At 47.1% G+C, this 24,640-nt stretch carries 23 protein-coding genes; 8 read left to right on the top strand and 15 right to left on the bottom strand.

All coding sequences use genetic code 11. The features are described from left to right. Positions 1 to 22: 22 nt before the first annotated feature. Positions 23 to 877 (top strand): alpha-1,2-fucosyltransferase, encoded by an 855-nt coding sequence (locus tag J0M30_09150; protein ID MBN8667658.1) that lies wholly within the window; start codon positions 23 to 25, stop codon positions 875 to 877. 7 nt (positions 878 to 884) lie between these two features. On the opposite strand, the gene J0M30_09145 is transcribed toward J0M30_09150, so the two are convergent. Next, positions 885 to 1,628: a menaquinone biosynthesis protein gene (locus J0M30_09145; GenBank protein MBN8667657.1), complete on the bottom strand. Its 744-nt coding sequence runs from the start codon at positions 1,626 to 1,628 to the stop codon at positions 885 to 887. A 57-nt stretch (positions 1,629 to 1,685) separates the two neighbouring features. Between J0M30_09145 and purB the strand changes: the two genes are divergently transcribed. Beyond that, positions 1,686 to 3,020 (top strand): adenylosuccinate lyase, encoded by a 1,335-nt coding sequence (gene purB, locus J0M30_09140; GenBank protein MBN8667656.1) that lies wholly within the window; start codon positions 1,686 to 1,688, stop codon positions 3,018 to 3,020. Here the strand turns inward: purB and J0M30_09135 are convergent. Continuing rightward, positions 3,017 to 4,612: a peptide chain release factor 3 gene (locus tag J0M30_09135; GenBank protein MBN8667655.1), complete on the bottom strand. Its 1,596-nt coding sequence runs from the start codon at positions 4,610 to 4,612 to the stop codon at positions 3,017 to 3,019. The two genes, purB and J0M30_09135, sit on opposite strands and share 4 nt — an antisense overlap. Before the next feature lie 73 nt (positions 4,613 to 4,685). Here J0M30_09135 and J0M30_09130 point away from each other — a divergent pair, with 73 nt between their 5' ends. Beyond that, positions 4,686 to 5,939: an ABC transporter permease gene (locus tag J0M30_09130; GenBank protein ID MBN8667654.1), complete on the top strand. Its 1,254-nt coding sequence runs from the start codon at positions 4,686 to 4,688 to the stop codon at positions 5,937 to 5,939. Between the two features lie 241 nt (positions 5,940 to 6,180). Here the strand turns inward: J0M30_09130 and J0M30_09125 are convergent, their stop codons facing one another. From J0M30_09125 to J0M30_09115, 3 genes are all read right to left on the bottom strand, one after another. Continuing rightward, positions 6,181 to 7,515, bottom strand: coding sequence for an OmpA family protein (locus J0M30_09125; protein ID MBN8667653.1), 1,335 nt, complete (start codon positions 7,513 to 7,515; stop codon positions 6,181 to 6,183). Between the two features lie 77 nt (positions 7,516 to 7,592). Next, entirely contained in the window at positions 7,593 to 8,000 is a 408-nt protein-coding gene (locus tag J0M30_09120; GenBank protein ID MBN8667652.1) for a septal ring lytic transglycosylase RlpA family protein, read from the bottom strand. Positions 8,001 to 8,003: 3 nt separating this feature from the next. Next, positions 8,004 to 9,716: a L,D-transpeptidase family protein gene (locus J0M30_09115; protein ID MBN8667651.1), complete on the bottom strand. Its 1,713-nt coding sequence runs from the start codon at positions 9,714 to 9,716 to the stop codon at positions 8,004 to 8,006. A 20-nt stretch (positions 9,717 to 9,736) separates the two neighbouring features. On the opposite strand from J0M30_09115, the gene J0M30_09110 reads away from it, so the two are divergent. Next, positions 9,737 to 10,441: a M15 family metallopeptidase gene (locus J0M30_09110; GenBank protein MBN8667650.1), complete on the top strand. Its 705-nt coding sequence runs from the start codon at positions 9,737 to 9,739 to the stop codon at positions 10,439 to 10,441. A gap of 31 nt (positions 10,442 to 10,472) precedes the next feature. Here the strand turns inward: J0M30_09110 and J0M30_09105 are convergent, their stop codons facing one another. The 9 genes from J0M30_09105 to J0M30_09065 form a co-directional block, all read right to left on the bottom strand. Beyond that, complete coding sequence (locus J0M30_09105) at positions 10,473 to 11,447, bottom strand: chorismate synthase (protein MBN8667649.1); 975 nt, start codon at positions 11,445 to 11,447, stop codon at positions 10,473 to 10,475. Positions 11,448 to 11,473: 26 nt separating this feature from the next. Beyond that, the gene (gene aroA / locus J0M30_09100; protein MBN8667648.1) at positions 11,474 to 12,781 is read right to left on the bottom strand and encodes a 3-phosphoshikimate 1-carboxyvinyltransferase; all 1,308 of its coding nucleotides are present in this window, start codon (positions 12,779 to 12,781) and stop codon (positions 11,474 to 11,476) included. An 11-nt stretch (positions 12,782 to 12,792) separates the two neighbouring features. Then, the gene (gene aroB / locus J0M30_09095; GenBank protein ID MBN8667647.1) at positions 12,793 to 13,803 is read right to left on the bottom strand and encodes a 3-dehydroquinate synthase; all 1,011 of its coding nucleotides are present in this window, start codon (positions 13,801 to 13,803) and stop codon (positions 12,793 to 12,795) included. A gap of 5 nt (positions 13,804 to 13,808) precedes the next feature. Continuing rightward, complete coding sequence (locus J0M30_09090; protein MBN8667646.1) at positions 13,809 to 14,876, bottom strand: bifunctional 3-deoxy-7-phosphoheptulonate synthase/chorismate mutase type II; 1,068 nt, start codon at positions 14,874 to 14,876, stop codon at positions 13,809 to 13,811. Positions 14,877 to 15,001: 125 nt separating this feature from the next. Beyond that, positions 15,002 to 15,850: a prephenate dehydrogenase gene (locus J0M30_09085; protein MBN8667645.1), complete on the bottom strand. Its 849-nt coding sequence runs from the start codon at positions 15,848 to 15,850 to the stop codon at positions 15,002 to 15,004. A 7-nt stretch (positions 15,851 to 15,857) separates the two neighbouring features. Further along, positions 15,858 to 17,033 carry an aminotransferase class I/II-fold pyridoxal phosphate-dependent enzyme gene (locus J0M30_09080; GenBank protein MBN8667644.1) on the bottom strand — a complete coding sequence of 392 codons (1,176 nt, stop codon included), beginning with the start codon at positions 17,031 to 17,033 and terminating at the stop codon, positions 15,858 to 15,860. Between the two features lie 7 nt (positions 17,034 to 17,040). Then, complete coding sequence (locus tag J0M30_09075; GenBank protein MBN8667643.1) at positions 17,041 to 17,874, bottom strand: prephenate dehydratase; 834 nt, start codon at positions 17,872 to 17,874, stop codon at positions 17,041 to 17,043. 208 nt (positions 17,875 to 18,082) lie between these two features. Then, positions 18,083 to 19,741, bottom strand: a complete 1,659-nt coding sequence (locus tag J0M30_09070) for a DEAD/DEAH box helicase (GenBank protein MBN8667642.1) — start codon at positions 19,739 to 19,741, stop codon at positions 18,083 to 18,085. Positions 19,742 to 19,832: 91 nt separating this feature from the next. Then, positions 19,833 to 20,018: a hypothetical protein gene (locus J0M30_09065; GenBank protein MBN8667641.1), complete on the bottom strand. Its 186-nt coding sequence runs from the start codon at positions 20,016 to 20,018 to the stop codon at positions 19,833 to 19,835. Between the two features lie 141 nt (positions 20,019 to 20,159). Here J0M30_09065 and J0M30_09060 point away from each other — a divergent pair, with 141 nt between their 5' ends. Further along, positions 20,160 to 20,735, top strand: a complete 576-nt coding sequence (locus J0M30_09060; GenBank protein ID MBN8667640.1) for a sigma-70 family RNA polymerase sigma factor — start codon at positions 20,160 to 20,162, stop codon at positions 20,733 to 20,735. Then, positions 20,728 to 21,822, top strand: coding sequence for a trypsin-like peptidase domain-containing protein (locus J0M30_09055; protein ID MBN8667639.1), 1,095 nt, complete (start codon positions 20,728 to 20,730; stop codon positions 21,820 to 21,822). Before J0M30_09060 ends, J0M30_09055 begins: the two co-directional genes overlap by 8 nt. Before the next feature lie 53 nt (positions 21,823 to 21,875). Here the strand turns inward: J0M30_09055 and J0M30_09050 are convergent, their stop codons facing one another. Then, positions 21,876 to 22,775 (bottom strand): nucleotidyltransferase, encoded by a 900-nt coding sequence (locus J0M30_09050; GenBank protein ID MBN8667638.1) that lies wholly within the window; start codon positions 22,773 to 22,775, stop codon positions 21,876 to 21,878. 50 nt (positions 22,776 to 22,825) lie between these two features. Here J0M30_09050 and J0M30_09045 point away from each other — a divergent pair, with 50 nt between their 5' ends. Together J0M30_09045 and J0M30_09040 are read left to right on the top strand one after the other, a co-directional pair. After that, positions 22,826 to 23,740: a pyridoxal-phosphate dependent enzyme gene (locus tag J0M30_09045; protein ID MBN8667637.1), complete on the top strand. Its 915-nt coding sequence runs from the start codon at positions 22,826 to 22,828 to the stop codon at positions 23,738 to 23,740. Positions 23,741 to 23,778: 38 nt separating this feature from the next. Next, positions 23,779 to 24,630, top strand: coding sequence for a hypothetical protein (locus tag J0M30_09040; GenBank protein MBN8667636.1), 852 nt, complete (start codon positions 23,779 to 23,781; stop codon positions 24,628 to 24,630). Positions 24,631 to 24,640: the final 10 nt, after the last annotated feature.

The raw sequence follows: 24,640 nt of genomic DNA, 5'->3' as shown, positions 1-24,640 counted from the left end.
GATAGAGTAACCCAAAATAGAAATGATCATCTCCCACATCATCGGCGGAATGGGGAACCAGTTTTTCCAGTATGCGGCGGGGCGTTATTTAAGCCTTCGGCATGGTGTGGAATTAAAGCTGGATACACGGGATTTTGCGGGATATGATCTCCGAAAACTGGAACTGGGAAACTTCCCTACCCAGTTTCAACTGGCAGAAGAGACAGATATCAACCGGTTGAAACCAGCCACGAATACCGCCAAGGCCTTACAGTATCTGCGTCCCAAACGATGGCGGACCTACCATCGCGAGCGGTATTTTCACTATGACCCTTCCTTCCAACAGATCGGGCCCTCCTGTTATCTTAAAGGCAATTTTCAAAGCCCAAAATATTTTGAGCCCATTCGGGAGACCCTGCTTTCTGAGCTGGCGTTACCGGCTGAAAAGATAAGGCAGGTGGCGGGACTCGGGGAAAAAATAAAAGCTGAAAACGCTGTTTCCGTTCATATCCGTCGAACAGATTATACCAAACCGGGTTTTCTGGAATACCATGGCCTGTGCTCTGCTGAATATTATACAGCCGCAATGGCCACGCTTCGTAAGCAATTCAATGATCTTACCTTCTATATTTTCTCCGATGATATGGATTGGGTTCGGCAGGAACTTAAAATAGAGAATGCGGTCATCGTCTCTGGTGAATTGGCGAAGACTCATTATGAAGATTTTTACCTCATGCAATGTTGCCGGCACAATATCATTGCCAACAGCAGTTTTAGCTGGTGGGCGGCCTGGATGGGATCACAGGAAAATAAGACTGTGATCGCGCCAAAGCGCTGGTTTGATCAGGGCCCTTCTGATACGGAAGACCTGTTCCCTACTGGTTGGGTGCTCTTATAGAACAAAATTACCCGCCAATCACCTGCAGAAATTTCTCCATTCCTCTACGCTTGGCTTCATTCAGGGGGTAGCTAACATGAATGGTGTAATATTTTCGGAGATCATACAGATCATAGTGGATGTCCTTTAAAATATCATCCAGTGCATTTAAACCGACGGCATTGGCTTGGTTAAAATCCCGAAGAAATGCTTCGGGAAGAGGCTTAACACTAACCCAGGCTGCAAAAACAAAGGGTAACCCGGTAATCTTCTTCCATTCGGAGCCAAGGTCGTAGATAAAGGTGGATATTTTTCGCTGTTCAAATGCCCGGTCACCAATAACGAGCCCTGCAGATGTACCCTTGATCTCGGCCCTGAAATCCTCGTTCTCGGCATCGATCAGGCGTGGCTTAATTCCCCAGTATTCCTGCATGATCCACTTGAGGAGTGCCACAGAACTCCGGCTTTGGTAATCCAGATATACGGTCTCTATCTGTTCGAGGGGCACCTCACTAAACAGGCAAACAGAGGCCACTTCCCCTTCGGTGCCGATGCAATAGTCGCCAACCACCTGATAGGTAGGCAGGTGGGGAATGGTCGCTACCGGAACGAGTCCCAGGTCGATCTCTCCATTGACCAACATATCGGCCAGGCGTGCCGGGGTATCCTCCCACAATTCTATCTGGCTGGCCATGGGTTCCTGGCGCAGGCCATAGATCAGGGGGCGGGTGTTGAGATAACTGACAATACCAACTTTTATCTTCTCTGCCAATTGAGCTATTTTTGCGGCAGCAAAGGTAACAATAGGGACCGCTTATAAAAACAAATTATGGAATTGACCCCCCTGACCGCTCTATCGGCCATTGATGGCCGGTACCGCAAACAGGTTCAGCACCTGGATGAGTATTTCTCTGAATATGCCCTGATGAAATACCGGGTATGGGTAGAGGTGGAATACCTTTTGTTCCTGGCCGATAAGAAATTCTTCAAATTGACCTCCAAAGTGGTCAAATCCCTGCGAAAACTACAGGAGGATTTTGGCCTGGAAGACGCACAGGAGATCAAACAGATCGAATATACCACCAACCATGATGTAAAGGCGGTGGAGTATTTCATCAAACAGGAAATGGAAAAGGCCGGGGCGGGTAAAGAAAAAGAATGGGTCCACTTTGGACTCACCTCACAGGATATCAATAATACGGCAATCCCATTAAGTTGGAAGCACGCCCTTGAATACGAATACCTCCCTTCCCTGCTCAACCTGAACAATCAATTCAAATTACTGGCCGCCGATTGGAAGGATATTCCCATGCTGGCCCATACCCACGGACAACCAGCCAGTCCCACCCGCCTGGGAAAAGAGATCCAGGTATTTATCGAACGCATCGAACGACAGATCGAACAGGTGATAGGGATTCCCTTCAGTGCAAAATTTGGTGGCGCTACCGGAAACATGAATGCCCACCATGTCGCCTACCCAAAAGTGGATTGGGTAAAACTGGCAAATGAATTCGTAGAGAAAAAACTGGAACTGACCAGACAGCAACATACTACCCAGATCGAGCATTATGATAACCTGGCCGCTCATTTTGATGCGATCAAACGGATCAATACGATACTGATGGATCTGTGTCGTGATTTTTGGACCTATATCTCCATGGAATATTTCCGGCAAAAAGTAAAGGCCGGTGAGATCGGGTCATCAGCTATGCCACACAAGGTCAATCCCATCGACTTTGAGAATGCCGAAGGGAACCTGGGTATTGCTAATGCCTTGTTTGAACACTTGTCGGCCAAACTCCCGATCTCGCGTTTACAACGTGATCTTTCTGATTCTACAGTACTTCGAAATATTGGCCTCCCGCTGGCGCATACCTTGCTAGCTATACGATCCATAGAAAAAGGATTGGGAAAATTGATAGTAAATGACGAGGCTATTTACCAGGACCTGGATAATAACTGGGCCGTGGTGGCTGAAGCGATCCAGACCGTTTTACGTCGGGAGAATTTCCCCAAGCCTTATGAGGCCCTGAAGGAATTAACCCGGGGTAATCATAAGATCAACAAGGAAAGTATCCGGAAATTCATTGATGGGTTGAAAGTGGCGGAAAATGTAAAAAAAGAATTACGCACCATCACGCCACACAATTACACTGGTATTTAAACCCCTTCTTTGTGCACTTCACTGGTAAAGTGAAACTCGATATCGGGATTGTTTGTCCTTTCCGTATTGAGGAACCATTCACTTTGTGCCAGGTATACCAGGTGCCCGTCTTTGTCTTCGGCGATATTATTGGTTTTAAAACGCGTAAAATCCTCCAGCTTCTTGGCATCGGCTGAGGTGATCCAGCAGGCTTTATAAAAGGGTAACGTACGAAACTCCACCGAAGCTCCATACTCCTGTAAAAGCCGGTATTGAATGACCTCGAATTGCAGTTCACCCACACATCCGATGATCTTTTTATTTCCTCCAAACTGCGTGAACAATTGAGCCACCCCTTCATCGGTCAATTGCATCAGGCCCTTTTCAAGCTGCTTGGTCTTCATCGGGTCTTTGTTGACCACCTCCTTGAATATCTCCGGCGAAAAGGTAGGGATGCCGGTAAAATAGAAATCCTCCCCTTCGGTAAGGGTATCCCCTATCTTGAAATTACCGGTATCAAAAAGTCCGACCACATCGCCAGGAAAAGCATCATCAACAATGCTTTTGTCCCGCGCCAGAAAGGTATAGGGGTTGCTGAAACGTACATCTTTGTCGAGCCTGACATGGTGGTAATATTTGTTTCGCTCAAATTTTCCGGAGCATACCCGGAAAAAGGCGATCCGGTCACGGTGCTTGGGATCCAGGTTGGCGTGGATCTTGAATACAAAGCCACTTAATTTATCTTCCCCTACTTCTACTTTACGTACCGATGTTTCGCGGCCACGTGGAAAGGGTGCGATCCGAATAAAGGTGTCGAGCATTTCCTTGACACCAAAATTATTGATAGCACTCCCAAAGAACACGGGAGCTACCTTTCCGGCCTGGTATTCACTCACGTCCAACTGGCCATGAACGCCGTCCACCAGTTCAACATCTTCCCGTAGTAAGGCTGCATCTTTCTCTCCCAGTTTTTCATCCACCACCGGATCGGCCAGGTCCTGGATGGCGATCACATCTTCGTCAGCGGCTTTGGTATTGGCAGTGAACAGCCGAAGGTTCTTATCATGTAAATTATATACCCCTTTAAAATCCTTACCGCTATTGATCGGCCAGGTCATGGGGTGTAAATGAATGGAAAGTTCCTTTTCTATCTCTTCCAGCAGGTCGAACCGGTTCTTACCATCCCGGTCCATTTTATTGATGAAAACGATCACGGGCGTATCCCGCATCCGGCATACTTCCATCAATCGGCGGGTCTGGTCCTCCACCCCGTTTACACTGTCAACCACAAGGATGACACTATCCACAGCTGTAAGGGTCCGGTAGGTATCTTCGGCAAAATCCTTGTGCCCGGGTGTATCGAGCAGATTGATGAGAATCCCCTGGTATTCAAAGCTCATGACCGAGGTAGCCACCGAGATACCCCGCTGCCGCTCGATCTCCATAAAGTCAGAGGTGGCGTGCTTCTTGATCTTGTTGCTCTTTACGGCCCCGGCGACCTGGATGGCCCCTCCAAAAAGGAGGAATTTTTCGGTCAGGGTGGTCTTACCGGCATCGGGGTGGCTGATAATGGCAAATGTCCTTCTTCGGTTGATCTCGTTCGCGTATTTCATAGCAAGCCGCAAAGGTAATTGACCTCCGGTCATAATTCATGGAAAAAATACCAAATTGGGGCTACTTTTGTCTATGCTCCGCACAATTGAGATCATCCTTAGCAGCTTCAAAATGGCTGCCCTGGAGTTGTGGAAAAACAAACTCCGCACTTTTCTATCCCTATTCGGGGTTACCATCGGCATCTTCTGTATCATTGGTGTGATGGCCACCCTGGGCAGTTTGGAAAAGAATATCCAAAATGAGATCCAGTCATTTGGTACCAATACCATCTATCTGGATAAATGGGATTACAGCCAGGGCGGTGGCCCGGACTACCCCTGGTGGAAATTCATCAAGCGGCCGCTGCCAAAGTATGATGAGGTGAAACAGATCAAAGACAGGACGCATACGGCAAGCCATGCGGCCTTTATGATCAACTCCAATGCTAACCTGGAATATTCCGACAATATACTTTCCAATGTGATCCTCTATGGATTCAGTGAGGAATTTGACGATATCCAACCGATCGAGGTGCGCTATGGCCGCTATTTTTCGGCCAGTGAATTTGAGCGGGGAAGCAATGCCGGTCTGATCGGGAATGAGGTGGCCGAGCAATTATTTGTCAACCCCGAAAGAGCCGTTGGAAAACAGATCATTGCCAAAGGCAAAAAGATCACCGTGATCGGCGTTATCAAAAAACAGGGGAACCAGATGCTTGGAGGATGGCAGTTTGACCAGAGCCTCGTGATGCCCTACAAGTTTGCCCGCAATATCATGAATGAAAGAAATGCTTCCCCACTGATCATGGTGCAGGGGAAGGAGAATATTCCAAGTACAGCCTTGAAGGAAGACCTCCGGGGCAGCATGCGGGCCATCCATAAATTGAAACCCACTCAGGAAGATGATTTTTCCCTCAATGATGTGAACGACTGGAGCACTGCCTTTAGCGAAGCCTTTTCCGGGATCAACCTGGGCGGGGCCATCATTGGCGGCATTAGCCTGATCGTAGGGCTGTTTGGTGTGGCCAATATCATGTTTGTTACCGTGAAGGAAAGGACCAGCCAGATCGGGCTGAAAAAGGCTTTAGGGGCAAAAAGCCGCATCATCCTTACGGAATTTCTGCTGGAAGCAGCCTTCCTTTGTCTGGTGGGCGGGGCCATCGGATTACTACTCGTATTTGGGCTGACCAAGATCCTCACCAATGTCTTTAATTTCCCTATTTATCTTTCCACTTCCAATATGATCGTGGCGGTGGTCATCTGTTTTGTCATTGGCATCCTGGCAGGTATCATTCCCGCCTCACAGGCGTCAAGAATGGATCCGGTGGTGGCGATCAGGAGTAAGTAGTTGGGGGGAGGATGGAGGACAGATGACGGAGGACGGAGGACGGATGACAGATGACGGATGTTGGATGTTGGATGTTGGATTTCGGTAGTTAGACCTTTATAGTTTGAGATAAAATAAAAGGAGAGGGGCTTGAAGAAATTCAAGCCCCTCTCCTTTTATTATAAACTTTAAATCTTACTCACTGTCATCTGTCATCTGTCATCTGTCATCCAACATCTGCCCTCCGTCATCCAACCTCCAATCAATACCCCACCTTCAACTCCACTCTCCTGTTCAGCTTACGACCGGCTTCGGTTTTGTTATCGGCTACAGGTTTATCCTGGCCAAAACCGGCGGCGGTGATACGGGAGGCATCGATGCCTTTGCTAACCAACCAGGCTTTCACGGCAGCGGCGCGTGTTTCACTCAGGGCCTGGTTACGGGCGGCATTACCGGTATTGTCGGTATGACCGCTGATATCCAACAGAAGGTCTTTGTTTTCCTTCATGATGGTCACCACTTCGGTCAGCGGTTTGAAGGATTTGCTTTGCAGCTTGGCGCTTCCGGTAGTGAAATAAATATTCTTGGCGGCGAACTCAACTTTCTGGATCACATCCTGAGAAATAGCGGGGCAACCTTGTTGTTCAGCTACACCAGGAACGGTTGGGCACTTATCTTCTTCGTCATTGATGCCATCGCCATCAGTATCAGGCACAGGGCAACCTTCATAGCGGGCCACACCGGGTTTGTCCTTACACTTATCTTCTTCATCGTTGATACCATCGCGGTCAGTATCCGGTACAGGGCAACCGTTGTAGCGGGCGATACCAGGAACCTCAGGGCATTTGTCATTGTCATCATTGATACCATCTTTATCCGTATCAGGCACCGGGCAGCCATCGTACTTGAGGGTACCGGCCACCGTGGGACATTTGTCCTTATCATCCGTAATACCATCTCCATCGGTATCAACTACCGGGGGAGGCGGTGGGGGAACGACCTTGGCTTCTTTGCGTTTGCCGATATTACCGGCTACGCCAAAACTGTAGAAAAAGCGATACCGGGAGGTTTCGGTGGTTACCGGAACACGGTACTGGGCCGCAAGGATCACATCGGCTTCTCCAAAGAAGTTAAATTTCAGCCCTGTTCCGATCGGAACAAAAGCGCCATAGTATTTTTTGTACTTCTGGGCACCGATACCGGCAGAAAGATAGGGTTGAACCCAATAGCGGTCGGTGAACATTTTAAATTGAAGAGAGGCGTCGGCTTCCAAAAGAAGACCGGCGGTACTATTACTTGTTGTGCTGGGAAGCGCATCCTCATCGCCGGAAAAAGCTAGCGTTCCTGCGAAATCGACATGGGGTTTCAGGCCTTTAAAATAATGCACCGCAATCCCCGGACTCATGGTGCCCGGTTTCGCCCATTGCTTGTCTCTCAGAACGGAAGCCAAAGAGCTGGAGCGGATACGGCTGGCCGTGGTGTAGTCGTTCAAAAAGAAACTGACACCTAACTGGGAAGGCCTTGTATACTCCTCTTGCGCTTGTGTGGCAGGAACCAAGAAATAAAGAGCAATAAGCAGAGCAGTTATTTTCTTCATAATGCTGGCAGTTTAAATTGTAGGGGCAAAAATAACAGGTATGTATTACATCCTAAAATAAAATAATCATTTAAGATTCAGGTATTTTTGGGTTTCTTTTTCCCATATACTTCCACCTTCACACGGGTTAGCCCCGACCGGATATAACCGAGTTGCTGGGCCGCCGCCCTGCTCAGGTCCACGATCCTGGTCATCCGGGGATGTAGCCGGTCATTGGTCTTTACGATCACCGACTTGCCATTTCGGAGGTTGGTCACTTTGATCCAGGTTCCAAGGGGAAGGACATTACAGGCAGCCGTCATCTTCTTTTGACTAAAAATCTCTCCGGAAGCCGTTTTCCGTCCTTCAAACTTGTCGGCATAATAGCTTGCCGTCCCATAATAGAATTTCTTTTTTGCAGGCAGGCTGTCGGTATCCTGCGCCTGGGAGGCCGGGGCTCCGATAACCCATAAAAGTATGATCAACAGCGACTTTTGAATTGGCATGCATCAATTCTTTGCCGAAATATAATGCTTTTTCAGCAAGGCATCCTCCTGGTAGATATCGTCATAAAAAGTCAACCTCCCCTCTTTGGCCTCACAGGTAAAATACCGGATGAAAACGGGTATCCTGTTGCGGATGGCAATTGTGTGTTTTTCTTTGTTAATCAGCCACTTAGACAAAGAATCGCTGGGAAGGAAATTCCGGTTACTCTTTCCCACGGCCTCGGTACTGTCGTTTCGAATGATAAAATCTGCAAGTTCTTTCCAGGATTGTACGCGGACACAGCCGTGGCTCAGTGCTCGCTCCGCCCGGCTAAAGAAATAGCGCTGGTTGGTATCGTGGAGGTAAACAGAGTATTTGTTATTGAAATTGAATTTTAAAATCCCCAGGGCATTGTCATCGCCCGACCCCTGAACAACTTTGTACGGAATCCCTTTGCTGTATTTGCTCCAATCCACCAAATAAGGATCCACTTCCTCTCCCTCTCCATTGATGAGCGAATAGCCTTTTCTGGCCAGGTAACCGGGATCTTTTTTGAGGGCTGGTAGTATTTCCTTGGCTATTATACTGGTTGGAATCGTCCACTGGGGATACGTGATCATCTGAGATATCGCGCTGGTCAATACCGGTGTGCGGGTAATGGGTTTTCCTACCACGATCCTGGATTGGAGAATCACCTCCTCCTTCTCCACCAGGCTTAGCTGATAGGATGGAATATTCACCCAGAGATATTTTTCCGGCATCTCCGGGGGTAACAACTTATACCGGTCAAGTGTGATCGCTAATTGAAAAAACCGGTCCTGATCGGAACTGTTGAGCCGTTGAGCGGTCTGTGCACCGATCCGGCCATCATCGGTCAACCCGTTTGCCTTTTGATAGGTTTTGAGGGCAGTGATCATCTGAGCCCGGTCGGGTATGGTGAGTGAATCGGGGATCAACCCTTCTTCCTGCAGGCGCCTGAATAATTTTTCGCGGAAGAGTGCCGAGTCCTTTACAGGAAATGGCACTTTGGTCCATTCCTTATCAAAACGGGCCGAAGCCAGAAAAGCAGGTATGGCTTCCTTGATCAATTTATACCCGGTATGCCGGGGCTCCAGCTGGGATACGATGGTGGAGAGTGACTTTCCACGCAACAAAAAGTCGAATTGGTCGGTCAGGATCGTTTCGGATAAGGTAGAGTCTTCCCTACCCGTAACACTGTCTGCCGGCAACCTGCCTATTTTGATATCGTGGAGCAGCTGGGCAAAAGCATCGGTAAGAAGAATATCCGTTTCCCCCCAGGTGACAGCGTCTAATTTTCCGCCTAAGGTTCCAATTCTCCGTCGCAAAGAATCCAATAAGGAATAATGGTAATTCTCAGGGAAAAGGCCATAATTTCTACTATGTCGTATAAAAGCGATCAGGCTATCCCCCACAGGAAACAGACTGTCCTTCTCGCTCCATTGTGTGGTAAACCCCCGACGTTCATACACCGCTTTGACCAGTTGCGTTTGCCCCAGCCAAAATGACCCATTAACCTTACCGCTATCGGAAAGGGCTTTGTCGACGTAATCAGATATAAGCGCACCTGCCGTGGCATCGATCTCCTCAGCCGTTTCCACCTTTTCCTCTTTTGGAAGGGTCGCATTATTACAGGAGATAAGGAAAACGCCCCCCAAAATGCCCGTCCACCAGAAGGTGGCATTTACAAAGTATCTGTATCTTGTTTGAACAATCATGGTTGTAGTAAAAATAGAATATGTTAGTCAAATACAGGCGAACCCTTTACCTTTTGTATGCACTTCTTTTTGGGGTGTTGATCGCAGATACCACATTGGCGCAGAAACCTGCTTTTCCTGTTTTAAAAAAGACGAAGCTATACCATAAACAGGTTGCAAAGGATTCGTTATTGAAATTGGTGGAATTAAAATCCTCGATCCCGGAAATAGTCTATGACCTGCGCTATGCCACAAAAAATAATTTCACGGGCACCCAACTCTATCCTTCCGGAGAGCATACTTACTTACGGTTGCTCCCGGCAAGGGAATTGGCCGCAATTCAATCGGAATTAAAACAGGAGGGGCTGGGGTTGAAGATCTTTGATGCTTACAGGCCCTATTCCGTCACCGTAAAAATGTGGGACCTGATAAAGGATGAAAGATATGTGGCGAACCCGGCAAAAGGCAGTGGGCATAACCGGGGACTGGCGGTTGACCTCACCTTGATTTACCTCGCCACAAGCCAGGAACTCGATATGGGAACCACCTTTGATAATTTCACAGATACCGCACATCATGCCTTCCGCTCTTTACCCGAAGCAACACTAAAGAACAGGGAGAAACTAAAGTCGATTATGGAAAAACACGGTTTTACCGCTTTGCCCACCGAATGGTGGCATTATTACTGGACCAATGACGGGAGATATGGCGTAATGGATCTGGAGTTTCGGAATTTAAGAAAATGAGCATCGGGGAGTTTGATGCTTTATTTCCAAATTATCCAGTTATCAATTTAAAATCGACCAGAACCAATGCCGTTACTGCCTCAACAATAACCGGGGCGCGTAAGGCCACACAAAGATCGTGGCGGCCTTTTACAGAAAAGTTCTCTACCTGATCTGTATCCCAGTTCAAACTTTGCTGTTCCTTGGGTGTAGACGCGGTGGGTTTGATCGCAAGTCGGAATACCAGGTCGTTTCCATTGCTTATACCACCAACAACTCCACCGGCATGATTGGTACGGGTGCGACCCGTTTTATCTTCAATCGCATCATTATGTTCACTTCCAAACATGGTAGCTGCCTTGAAGCCAGCTCCAAACTCCACTCCTTTTACGGCAGGAATGGAAAAAAGCATATGCGCCAGTACCGACTCTACGGAATCGAAGTATGGTTCACCCAGTCCAACCGGCATACCGGTCACCCGGCATTCGATGATCCCTCCCACTGAATCTTTGGCATCAATGGCTTTTTGAAGTCCTTTCTCCGTATCGGTCTCCCCCCCAATTTCACTGACCCGCGCACTTATATTGATCGTTGGCATGAGTTTCTTTGCAATGGCTCCCGCCGCTACAAGTCCGGTGGTAAGCCGGGCACTGAAATGCCCTCCTCCACGATAATCTTCAAACCCATGAAATTTTTGATGGGCCACCCAATCAGCATGCCCAGGGCGTGGAATGCTTCTTTGTTTCTGATAATCTTCGCTGCGTATATTTTTATTATCAAATAGTATGGTGATCGGGAATCCTGTTGTCTTTCCCTCAAACACGCCACTCATGATCCTGGGAAAATCATCTTCCTTTCGCGGGGTTGTTCCTTTCTGTTGTCCTCCTTTCCTGCGTTCAAGATCGGGTAACATATCCTCGGGGGTCAGCGCCAGTCCTGGCGGACAACCATCTATCGTTATGCCCACACACTGACCGTGTGATTCTCCAAATATCTGTACCCGGAAAAGGCGCCCAAATGCGTTCATCGTGTTGGATTAGGATGAATAGATGTTCAGGGGTTGTAAGAAAAAGGATTTGCCACTTCCAAATTTGCCCCTAATGATTGTAAATGTCGATAAAAATCGGGATAGGATTTATTTATGGCTCCGGCAGCTTCAATTTTGGTTTCTCCTTTTGCCCTTAATCCTGCAACCGCACAGGCCATGGCAATACGGTGATCATGGTGTGAATGAACAGTAGACCCTGTTAGGGAACCACCCCCCTTAATGACCATGGTTTCATTGTCATACTCTACAGGTATTCCCATCTTTCCAAATTCTTCTTTCAAGGCCAGGGCCCGGTTACTTTCCTTATGGGTAAGGCGGTGAACTCCATGGATCCGGGTTTCCCCTTCGGCATAGGCAGCCAATGCCACCATGGGAGGAAAAAGATCGGGACAATCAGTGGCATCAAATTCAAATGCGGTAAGGGCTGATGGGGCAATACTGATTCCTTTACTCTCGGATACTAATTGGGCATTGGCCTTTTGCAGCACCTGGTAGATCGCTTTGTCGGCCTGGGTACTGTCGAGTGAGAGTCCTTCCACCAATACCGGACCTGCAATGGCCCCGGCGACCAGCAAAAAAGCGGCTCCACTCCAATCGCCCTCTACAAAATAATGTATGGTACCTGGTACCGGGTTGGTTGGTTTGGGTAAAAAGGTGAACCGACGATATTGGTCATTTTCCGGCAAGCGCATACCAAACTGTTTCATGACCGCCAGAGTGAGATCGATATAGGGTTTGCTTTTCAGGTCATCCACCGTGATCGTCACTTGTTCCTGTGCGGAAATGGAATAAGCCATTAATAGCCCGGTCAGGAATTGAGAACTTAAAGAACCATCGATTCGTATGTCTTTCGGTTGAAGGGGGCCTTGTATCAACAAAGGCAACCTCCCATCATTGGATTCAACAAACACATCCAGCAAGGGAAGTACTTCATCAAAAAAATCCATTGGTCTTGTCAACAGACTTCCGGAGCCGGTAATTTTTACGGGTCTGTCAAGGAGGGATACGATCGGGGTGAACATACGGATGCTGAGTCCGGACTCACCACAATCAATAGTTGCAGAACGTGCATCGGGGCTTTGGAAGCTGTTTAGTCCTTGTATTTCGAGGTAATGCCCTTTATGTTCCACTTTTGCACCCAGGTGCTGAATGATTCCCAGGGCGGCAAGATCATCATTGCTATTACCCGGATTGGCTAAAAGAGTGATACCGGGGTGAAGTAGTGCCGCCGCACATGCTCTTTGCATGGAACTTTTTGATGCATTGGCGGTCACGGTACCGGATAAACGGGATGGTTGAATAATCACTTTCATGCTGGATAGGTTTATAACTGGCTCCGAAGGTAATCCAACGGTAGCGAATGAACGACGCCTTTTCCGATCTTTTGGAGTAAAACATAATTCATTTCCTTCCTGGCCCGTTTCTTATCCATTTTTAACACCTCAAATACCTTATCACGGTCATAGCTGATCGCTGTAGGTAATTGGTAATTTTCAATTAATCTGCCAACACGCTCCGCCTGACGAAAACCGGTGATCTTTTCGGACATCCGGCTCGCAAATACCATCCCGATCGCCACTGCTTGTCCATGCGTGAGGTTGTATTGATTTTCCAGGGCATGCCCCAGGGTATGACCAAAGTTCAATAACCGTCTTTCGTTTTTCTCAAATTCATCCAATTGAACCACTTTGGTCTTTAATAATGTATTTCGCCGGATCAGATCAGCCAATGCTTTTTTATTCCGTTGAAAAAATGGGATCGAATGATCTTCCAGTTCCCGAAACATCGCAGCATCCCGTATACAGGCATGTTTGATGATCTCGGCAAAACCATTGATCCATTCCATTTCGGGCAGACTCGCCAGCAACCGATGGTCATGGAGCAGGAAAGAAGGTTGGCGGATAGTACCAACGATATTTTTAAAAACGCCTACATCCACTCCGTTTTTACCGCCAATGGATGCATCCACCAGAGCGAGTATGGAGGTAGGTACAAAACCAAACCGAATTCCCCGCATGTAGACAGAGGCCAGGTATCCGGTAAGATCAGTCACTACACCTCCGCCTACACCCACCAGGGTGGTGTTACGGTCGGCTTCCAGGCCAATCAGTTGGCGTACGATATCGTCAACGGTGGCTTGCGTCTTGTATTTCTCCCCAGGTTTAAGCACAATGGTCTTCCATGAACTGAACTTTTGCGGGTGTGCCGTTACAAGGTGTTCATCGGTAACCAGAATGGTCGATTTCTTGTCGGTGATCCGGGAAAGGGAGGTCAGGTTACTATCAAAAAAATAGTCCACCTGTGCTTGTCCTATTTTGACCTTCTTGTGCTTCATGTTATTCAACTATTCATGATCCTGTTCTGGTGATTGATGCTTTCCATATGCACCGCATCAAAATACCGGGTGATGAACTCGTTACTGAGGCCAATCTTCTCCCCTTGTTTGAAGGCACGCTCCAGTATCTCATTCCAACGATTGGTTTGAAGGATCGTAATGGCATTGTTCTTTTTATACTCGCCGATCTTTTCCGCGATCTTCATCCGTTGGCTTAGAATCTGCATCAATTCATCATCGAGATGATTGATCTGTTGACGCAATTTCTCCAGGGCCGCATGAAACTCTTCCGAGTTCACATCTTCCTTTCTCCAAACGATACTATCCAGCATTTCGGCCAGCTTTTCAGGTGTTACCTGTTGTTTCGCATCACTCCAGGCGTTGTCGGGATCGATATGACTTTCTATCATCAAACCATCAAAGTCGAGGTTGACCGCTTTCTGTGCTGTTTCCAGTAATATATCCCGACGACCACAGATATGGGAGGGGTCATTGATGATCAATAATTCAGGGTTTCTTCTTTTCATTTCGATCGCGAGGTGCCACATGGGGGCATTCCGGTATTCGGTATTTCCGTAGGAGGAAAAACCCCGGTGGATCAAACCCACTTGTTTGACTCCGGCGCGGGCCACCCTTTCCACAGCACCACTCCACAATTCAAGATCGGGGTTGATCGGGTTCTTGATCAGTACGGGAATATCTACACCCCGCAGCGCATCGGCTACTTCCTGTACACTGAACGGGTTCACGGTTGTACGTGCCCCGATCCAAAGCATGTCCACATCAAAGGTCAGGGCATCCTGTACCTGTTTGCCGGTTGCTACCTCAACTGTAGTGGGCAACCCTGTTATTTTTTTGGCCTGCTGCAGCCAGGGTAACCCTTTGGCACCGATTCCTTCAAACATACCCGGCTTGGTACGAGGTTTCCAAATACCGGCTCTGAGCATGTCCACCTTCCCGGTGGCAGCGAGCCTTTGTGCCGTAGCCAAAACCTGCTCTTCTGTTTCAGCACTGCAAGGTCCGGAAATGATCAAAGGCCGCTTGGACCAGGCGGATTGTAATTTGTCTTTCATGGTTTGAGTTGCTTGCATGGTGTAAATTTAGTGAATTGTGAGGCGAGAGCGTGAGACCTGAGGCGTGAGATGTGAGTGGTAACTCACGACTGACGACTCACGTCTCACGATTCTCAAATCACTTCTCATTTTATAATTCTTTTAATTTTATTCGCGTTTTCAATCAGTTCTGTTAAATATTCATAATTCTCTTTTTCCAAACAGGCTTTGAATTTGCGGAGCTGAGAAATGTGTTCATTCAATACATCAAGTACGTTCTCCCGGTTTTGCATCAGGATCGGTACCCACATAGCCGGATTACTTTTGGCCAGCCGCACTGTGCTTTCAAAACCTCCTGAGGCCAATTCAAAAATGGCATCCTCTTCCCTTTCTTTTTCCAAGACAGTATTGGCCAGGGCAAAAGAAGTGATATGGGAAATATGGCTGATATACGCAGTATGCAGGTCATGATCTCCGGCATTCATGCTCAGTAAGCGCATACCCATTTTTTTGTAGGCCCCTTTTACCCACTCAAGCGCATCGGAATCACATTCTCCAGCATTACAGATAACCACGGCCTTGTTTTCAAAAGCTCCTTTTACTGCAGCAGCCGGACCGCTGTATTCGGTACCCCACATTGGGTGGGTAGATACAAACCGTCCACGTTTAGGATGATCCTTAACCGCCTCATGAAGTTGCGCTTTGGCGGAACCCACATCCATCACGATCTGCCTGTCCACAAGGTCAAGTATTCGTGGTAACAGTGTACTCATCAAATCAACCGGCACAGCCAACACGATGAGATCACTTTGTGCTATGGCCAGTTCCAATTCCAGCACCTCATCCACCAATCCCAGGTCCACCGCCTTTTTCGCGTGCTCCGGGTTGGCTTCCACTCCGACGATACCTCCTGCCAGCCCTTTTTCATTGAGTTGAAGCGCCAGCGATCCGCCGATCAAACCCACGCCTACTATCGCCACTCTTTTCCTTTCCATAACCAGTTTATTGTCTTGATTTTTTTATTCGTTCAATAGATTCCAGGATCTTTTCTTCCGACGCACAAAGACTTACCCTGATAAAACCGTTTCCAACCGATCCAAATATGCCGCCGGGAGTGATGAAAACATTTGCCTGATGAAGTACTTCATCACTCAAGGCAAAACCGTCGGTATAAGAATCAGGTGCCGCAGCCCATACAAACATGCCTGCCTGCCCCTTTTCATACCGGCAATTCAGCAGATCGAGCAGATCAAATACTTTATCACGGCGGGCTTTATAAACGGCATTCACTTTATCATACCAATCCTGTTCCAACTTCAAAGCTCTGGCAGCTGCTAGTTGCACCGGAAGAAACATTCCACTGTCCATATTGCTTTTGAAACGCAACACTTCTTCAATGCGTTTTTTATCGGCACACAACATACCAACCCGCCAGCCGGCCATGTTCTGGCTTTTACTCAGGGAATTCAATTCCAGTACATACTCTCTGGCCCCTTCGATACTCAGAAGGCTCATGGGGTGGTCGTTGAGTATAAAGCTGTATGGATTATCATGTACGATCAGAATATCCTGTTGCCGGGCAAAGGCGATAAGGTCTTTAAAGAATACCGCATCAGGAACCTTTCCGGTTGGCATATGCGGGTAATTCACAAACAACAACTTTATCGCATGTCCCTGCGCGCGATGTGCCTCAACCAATCTCGTCAGTTCATTAAAATCCGGGTGCCAATCTGTTTCCGGATGCAATGAATAGGAGATCGGTTCGCCACCAGCCAGTTTTACGGCTGCCTTATAGGTCGGGTAACCCGGGTTGGGGATCAGGGCACCATCCTTTTCATCGAGATAGGTCATACAGATATGCATGATCCCCTCCTTGCTTCCGATCAGGGGCAATATTTCATTTTCAGGATCCAACGACACACCGTACCAACGTGCATACCAATCGCTCATGGCCTGGCGCAATACCGGTGATCCTTTGTAAGATTGATAGGCGTGTACATGGTCTTTATCACTTTCTTCTTTCAACACCCGAATAACGTCCGGGTGTGGGGGAAGATCAGGGCTGCCGATCCCCAGGTTGATCACCTGTTTGCCCGCTTTGTTCATGGCGTCTATCTCCCGCAGTTTTTGCGAAAAATAATACTCCCCTATTCCATCCAGCCGTTGACTCGTTTTCATGATCAGTTCATTTACCATTTTTATAAACACCATATACATTCAACTCCACCGTAAGCGGTTTGATCTCTTCGATCACCCGTTGGAACTTATCCAGTGATTCAAATTCCATATCGGCATGAAAATTATATTTCCAATCACTTCCCGGAATCGGAAAACTTTGCAATTTGCTGAGGTTGATATCACCCTCAGCGATTCTTGTCAGCACACGGGCCAGGCTTCCCTTGGAATGGTCGGTAGTGAAATTTACCGATGCTTTATTTGGATCAGGCGTCTGCATGGCCATATCTTCCCGTTGCAGAATTAAAAAGCGGGTATAATTATTCTTCACCGTATGGATATTGGGAACTGCGATCTCCATATCAAATAATTCAGCCGCCAGTTTGCCGGCAATAGCAGCAGCATGTTTGCTCCGTCGTTGATGAATATGTTTGGCGCTAAGCGCGGTATCCTCTGTTTCCACCACTTTCAGGTGCGGATGTTTTTCTAAAAAATCAATACACTGCAAAATGGCCATGGGATGAGAATGTACCTCTTTCAGGTCTTCCACTTTTACACCCGGGTTCACCAGCAGGTGTTGTTTGATATGGAGATAGACTTCTCCGACCACACGGAGATTACTTTTTTGCAACAGGTTATAGTTGGGCAGTATGCTTCCCGCTATCGAATTTTCAATGGCCATTACTCCACCACGACTTTCTCTTTTGTTCGCTGCCAAGCGAACCACTTCGCGAAAAGTGGAGCAGGTGATCACTTCAACTTCCTGACCAAAAAATTGCCGTGCAGCCACCTGATGAAAACTGCCTTCATAGCCCTGGATGGAAACCCGATTGTTCATTATCATTTTTTTTGAGACCTATATACAAAAAAAATCCCCCGGATCACCGGAGGACTCTTATGTTGATTTTGGTTTTGCGTTATCCATTTACTTTCAACAAAAGCACCTCCGGCTTCCTTCCGTAAAAGAAGAAATAGTAACCAAAATAAAACCAGAAGTAGGCTCTTGTGCTTGTCATGATGAAACAAATATAAGGATTGCTTTTAAATACAGGTCATCCCTGCCTTGATTTTTTTCTGGGGTTGACAGAATCTGCTTCATTCATGCGAATTCGTCTTCCGCGATAGTTCTTACCATCCATCGAACGGATCATGATCTTTGCCGATGGTTCCTCGATCTCGATCCAACTGTTCATCTCTTTCATATCTATTCTCCCCAATACATCTTTCTTCAGATCGCTGATATCAAGGATGAACTGCAGGAAACTCGCTTTGTAAAATCCATCTTTTGTACCCAGGTTAACAAACAGTCGTTTATAATTTCCATCTCCTCTTGCACGTCCTTTTACGGCCGTACCTGCTGTCGTTCGTTCGCCCCGCCTGTCTTCCCGTATGTTCAGGTCTGGTGCATTTTCATAATAACGGAGAAAGCGGTCAAACTCTTTCGCTGCCACACGCTGCAATATTTCTTCCTTGCTTACTGCCGCGAATTTTTCCATTAATACCGGCAAATAGGTTTCATATTCACCATGGCTGATATCGGTCTGGAGCATGTTATCGATAAAATGGAAAAACTGTTTCCGGCAAACATCTTTTCCGGCCGGGATATCCATTTTATGAAAACGGTTATTGATCATTTTTTCGATCTGGCGAAGGCGATATACTTCTTTGGGGGTGACCAGTGAAATGGATACACCACTTTGTCCCGCACGACCTGTTCGGCCGCTCCGGTGGGTGTATACTTCGGGGTCATCGGGTAATTCATAATTGATGACATGGGTAATGCCTTTTACATCGATCCCTCTGGCCGCTACATCGGTGGCCACCAGTAACTGAAGGCTTTTCTCGCGAAACCGTCCCATCACTTTATCCCGTTGACCTTGAGTCAGGTCACCATGTAATGCTTCAATATCATATCCTTCCCGGATCATCGTTTCGGTAATATCCTGTGCGTCCGCTTTGGTACGGGTAAACACAATGCCATACATACCCGGGTTGAAATCAATTATCCGCTTGAGGGTTTCATACCGGTTTGCATGAACAGTTGAATAATACTGGTGGTCAATATTGACATTGGCGGTATTCATCTTGCCAATGGTAATTTCAAAGGGTTTGTCCATGTAGCGTTTGCTCACCTGTTTTACCTCGTTGGGCATGGTAGCGCTAAACAACCAGATGCTTTGGCGATTGGGTGAGTTCTGGAGAATGAACTCAATATCCTCGCGGAAACCCATGTTGAGCATTTCATCGGCCTCATCCAGTACCACGTAGTGGATCTTATCGAGGTGGATGGCTTTCCGTTCGATCAGGTCAATCAGGCGACCGGGAGTCGCCACTACGATATGCGTTCCCCTTTTCAGTTCGCGTATCTGGTCGGTGATGGAGGTTCCTCCATAAACCGGAGTTACCTGTAACTTTCGTTTTTTAGATTGGAATTGTTCCAGGTCTTTACTGATCTGGAGACAGAGTTCGCGGGTGGGGCAAACGATCAGGGCCTGGGGGAACCGGTCCTCCGACCGGACCAATTGCAACAGGGGCAACCCAAAGGCTGCCGTCTTACCGGTACCTGTCTGGGCCAGACCGACAAAATCCTTGGTTCCCTGTAACAGAACAGGGATGGCTTTTTCCTGAATGGGGGTGGGTGTGGTAAATCCGAGTGAACTAATGGAGTTAAGCAGTCCCTCCTCGATTCCTAGCGCTTCAAATGTGATCACAGAATTGTTTTAGTTTGATATAAAGTGCAAAAGTAACAACAAAAAAGCCACCCTGAATGGATGGCCTCATTGCGGTTGCTTGCCTATATAATTACTTGGCAGCAGCAGTAGTGTCAACTTTAGCAGTTGTGTCAACTACTGGAGCAGTTGTATCTACTTTAGGAGCAGTTGTGTCAACTGTAGGGGTAGTTGTGTCAGTTGCAGTTTTATCAGCTTCTGCAGAGTTGTTACAAGCTACGAATCCAGCAACAGCGATGATGGCTAACAGCTTTTTCATGCGATTTGTGTTTTTGTTTAATTTATAAATTAAATGATAACCTTTATACTGGAACTGAAGAAAGGTAACCCAGGATTTTAAAAAATTTTTTTCACGGCTTTTGGGTTACTATTTTTATCCAATCGTATTAAATTAAACAGCGTGCATCCTGACCAAAAGGACAAAGATTTACTTAAAGGACTGGCTATCAACGACAAAAAGGCAGTTGAGCGTATCTATCGGGAGAATTATGCTACCATTCAGACCCTAGTGATCAATAATAATGGGAATTCGGATGACGCTAAAGATCTTTTTCAGGAAGCCATGATCGTGTTGTATGAAAAGGCCAAAACCGGTCAGTTTGAATTGAACTGCCAGTTGAAAACCTACCTGTACTCTGTATGCAGAAGATTGTGGCTCAAACGATTACAACAGGTTAACCGGTATTCGGGCGAATTGGACAATGTGAATGAGGTGGTACCCGTGGAGGAGGACCTGGAGGAGCATGAACAGAGGAATGAGGAGTTCCGGTTGATGGAAAAGGCCATTGCCAACCTGGGCGAACCCTGCAAAAGCCTGATCGAGGCTTTTTACATCCAAAAAAGGAATATGCAGGAAATAGCCTCCTCTTTTGGATATACCAATGCCGACAATGCTAAGAACCAGAAGTACAAGTGCCTGATGCGATTAAAGAAAATATTCTTTTCACAGTATAAAAATGGGAACGGAAATGGATGAAGTAAAGATGATTGAGGCCGTGGAGCGATACATCCGGGGAGAAATGAAACCCGATGAGCGGGTCTATTTTGAACAATTGAGAAAAGACAATCCGGAAGTGGACCAGATGGTCGTAGCCCATACCCTCTTTTTACATGAAGTCAATGAACTTGCCGAGCGTAAAGAGTTCAAATCTACCCTTCAGGACGTACATACTGACCTTTCCATGCGGAATGTGATCCATTCCACCACAGCGGCAGGTCGGTCCAAAGTTGTTTACCTCTGGAACCGCTATAAGCGGGTTGTAGCCGTTGCAGCCTCCATCGCGGGTGTTACCGCCCTGACCTTCTCAGCTCTCGTCTGGGTTATTTCCCCTAAACAGGATAGCGAACGTCTTCAGGCCCTGGACCGTAAGATCAACCAGGTATCCCGTGACAATAATGCCCAGAAAGCGGAGATCAATAAGATCAAAAGCAAGATCGATCCGGCCTCTTTTACCTCCGGTGGAACAGGTTTTCTGGTGGATGGTAAAGGTTACCTGGTCACCAACAAACACGTGGTGCACAATGCCCGTAATATCGTTGTGCAGAATACCAAGGGCCAGTTGTTTAAAGCCATTCTGGTTTATAATGACCCTTCGAAAGACATTGCGATCCTGAAGATCGAAGATGACGCCTTCAAGGGGTATAATTCGATCCCGTTTAATTTTAAAAAATCTTCTACCGACCTGGCCGAGCCGATCTATACCATGGGTTTCCCTCGTGATCAGATCGTATATGGAGAAGGCTATCTGAGTTCCAAAACAGGATATCAGGGTGATACCCTCTCCTGCCAGATCGCCATTGCAGCTAACCCCGGTAACAGCGGTAGCCCGGTTTTAAATAAGAATGGTGAAGTGATCGGACTTTTGAGTACCCGTCAAACAGCCGCAGAAGGTGTGGTATTTGCAATACATTCCAAATATATCGGTAAAGCCATTGAGGAATTGAAGAAATCGGATACAACACATCAGGGGTTGAAACTCCCTACAGGTTCAATGAAAGGCCTTGATCGCACCGAACAGGTGAGAAAGATCGAAGATTTCATCTTCATGGTGAAGATCAATTAAGATATTCCCTTTGAATCATATAGCGTCTGCCCCTCGTGGTGCAGGCGCTTTTTTTAGGCCCAAAGGTTATCGGGGTATTCGCCTTTGGCGATCAGGGTATCCAGGCTCTTCTTTACCTCTGGCGCATCCTCTTTATAAGTTACACCAAACCATTGCGCGCTGGTAGGGATTACTTTGATGACCCCTACTTTGTCATTGATGAACTTATCGGCTACAATGGGAATAAAGAACTCAGCCTTCATGTTGAGTACATTCGCATCAAGGAATTCCTTGAATAATTTTTCTGAGTAAGGAAATATCGAAGGTGTAAAACACCAGAAATTCATGGAGACCGAAGTCTGAAGAGGCAATTCATGTGGTTGCTGGTCATCCTCGCAAACAATTTTCCCATCTTTCAGGGAAACATTCAACCGCTCGGCAATGGCGGTCAGGTTTCCCTGATCATCGACCTGACAAACGCCGCGGTTCACGGTACCATTGTCGGATAGTGTTTTCAATAATTCATATCCTATGATGGAATACGTTGAGGCATTGCTTTCATTCATCAGGAATTCATAGGCCTTGACAAAGCCATCTCTGCCGTAGAAATCATCGGCATTGATCACGGCAAAGGGTTCGTTTACGGCATCTTTGGCACACATCACCGCATGGGCAGTACCCCAGGGTTTGGTACGTTCCATAGGAATCTCGCAATGTTCGGTAAACCGGCCCAGGTGTTGAAAAACATAGGCCAATTCCACCTTGCCCTTCCAGCGGGGCTCCACAATGGCTTTGAAATTTTCCGCAAATTCTTCCCGGATGATAAATACCACCTTTCCAAATCCCGCCTTGATGGCATCATAAATGGAATAGTCCATAATGGTCTCCCCGGAGGGGCCAAACCCTTCGATCTGTTTCATACTTCCGTAACGGGAGGCCATTCCGGCGGCCAGGATGACTAAGGCAGGTTTCATGTGGTTTCTAATTAGTGCCGCGAAATTAAATAAATTCGCCCCTTCATGCCATGATTTTTTCATTATCAACCTCAGACCATATCGCCCCTGAAAAGGTCACCCATCCCCTGCTGGAGGAAAAACAGGTGCGCATGGAGGTTTTGCGACTTGATCGGATCCATCCACTCGTATCGGGTAATAAGTGGTTCAAACTCCGGTATTATGCCGAAAAAGCCCGGCATACATCACAAAAAATGATCGTCACTTTTGGCGGAGCCTGGTCAAATCATATCCTTGCCACAGCCGCTTTTTGTCATGAAAATGGTTTGCGTGCCATCGGATTGATACGGGGTGAGCGACCTACTTCCCTTTCGCTTACTTTGCAAGATGCCCTTGAACTGGGCATGGAACTACAATTTCTCTCCCGGGAAACCTATCGGATTAAACAGCTGCCACACGACATCGATTTACTTATTCAGCAAAATGGAGCGGTCCTGGTACCTGAAGGGGGATTTGGAATCGAAGGCAGGAAGGGCGCAGCTACGATACCCGGATTACAATCATCGCCACCCTTCGAGGATATTTTTTGTGCCGTAGGTACAGGTACTACCATGGCAGGTTTAATACATACCGCTGATGAGGCATCCACGATCCATGGCATTGTGGTATTGAAAGGGTATGTTTCTATGGAAAGGGATATCCTCTCGCTCCTGCCTGGTCATACAGATTTGGGCCGGCACATCCTGGATCATGATGCGCATCATGGTGGCTATGCCCATTGGGATAATGAACTGATTCGTTTCATGAATGATTGGTATCAAAGTACAGGCATACCCACCGATATCATTTATACCGGTAAATTATTCTATGCAGTGATGAAGCGCGTAAAGGAAAATCACTTCCCTGCCGGACGTAAAATCCTCGTGGTGCACAGCGGAGGATTACAGGGTAATCGCTCCCTGAAAAAGGGAACGTTAATATTTTAGGGATTCTTAGGGGCTTTATTATCTTTGTCGCTACCGGCATGAAAAGAAAAAATCCTGAAACCACACTCCACTTATCCCGTCTGCCCTTTCTGGTATTGACTTTATTTGTGATAACACTGAACCTGTCAGCACAGGTTAAAGATTCCCTTCCCCAATTTAAAGTGACCAATTTTGGTCCGCAACGTACCCTTGTCAACTGGGTCAATGGTTACCCCTCTGTCAAACAGATCAGCATCCAGCGATCCAACGACAGCCTGCGCAATTTTACCACGATCCTGACAGTACCCGATCCTCTGAACCGCGAAAATGGTTATCTGGATACCAAGGCGCCAAAGGACAATATGTTCTACCGTCTTTTCATCGTGATCGATGGGGCCAATTTTGTTTTCTCAAAAAGCCAGCGGCCATTTTTTGATACTACAAGACCTGTCGCTCCGGCCGTGTCTCAAACAGAAACACCCAAACTCGTCATCCCGCTTACTGAAAAAGCACCTGACTCGGTGATCGTGATGGTCCTCGATACCCTGACCGACCAATATATCCCCAAGAAAATAAAGAATGATAAAGCCCTTGTATTAGCTGACTCGATCAACAAATTACAAGCGCCCGGGTTAAAATCGAATAACAAACCCAATGTGTTTGTCCCTTCCATGCGATTGTTTACCAACGCGGAAGGCTATCTGCGAATCAGCCTGGAAGATTTTGACAAAAAGAAGTACAGCATTAAATTCTACGAAGACAACGATAATTTTCTGTTTGAGATAAAAGAAGTGAAGCGGCCTTACCTGGTCCTGGACAAAACCAATTTCTTTCACGCCGGTTGGTTCAAATTTGAGTTGTTTGAGAACGGGAAGATCCTGGAAAAACACCGGTTCTTTATTTCAAAATAAGGTAAAAGGA

The organism is Chitinophagales bacterium, assembly GCA_017303415.1.
Taxonomy (GTDB): Bacteria; Bacteroidota; Bacteroidia; order Chitinophagales; family Chitinophagaceae; genus SpSt-398.
This window is presented reverse-complemented; position numbering and strand designations above follow the sequence as displayed.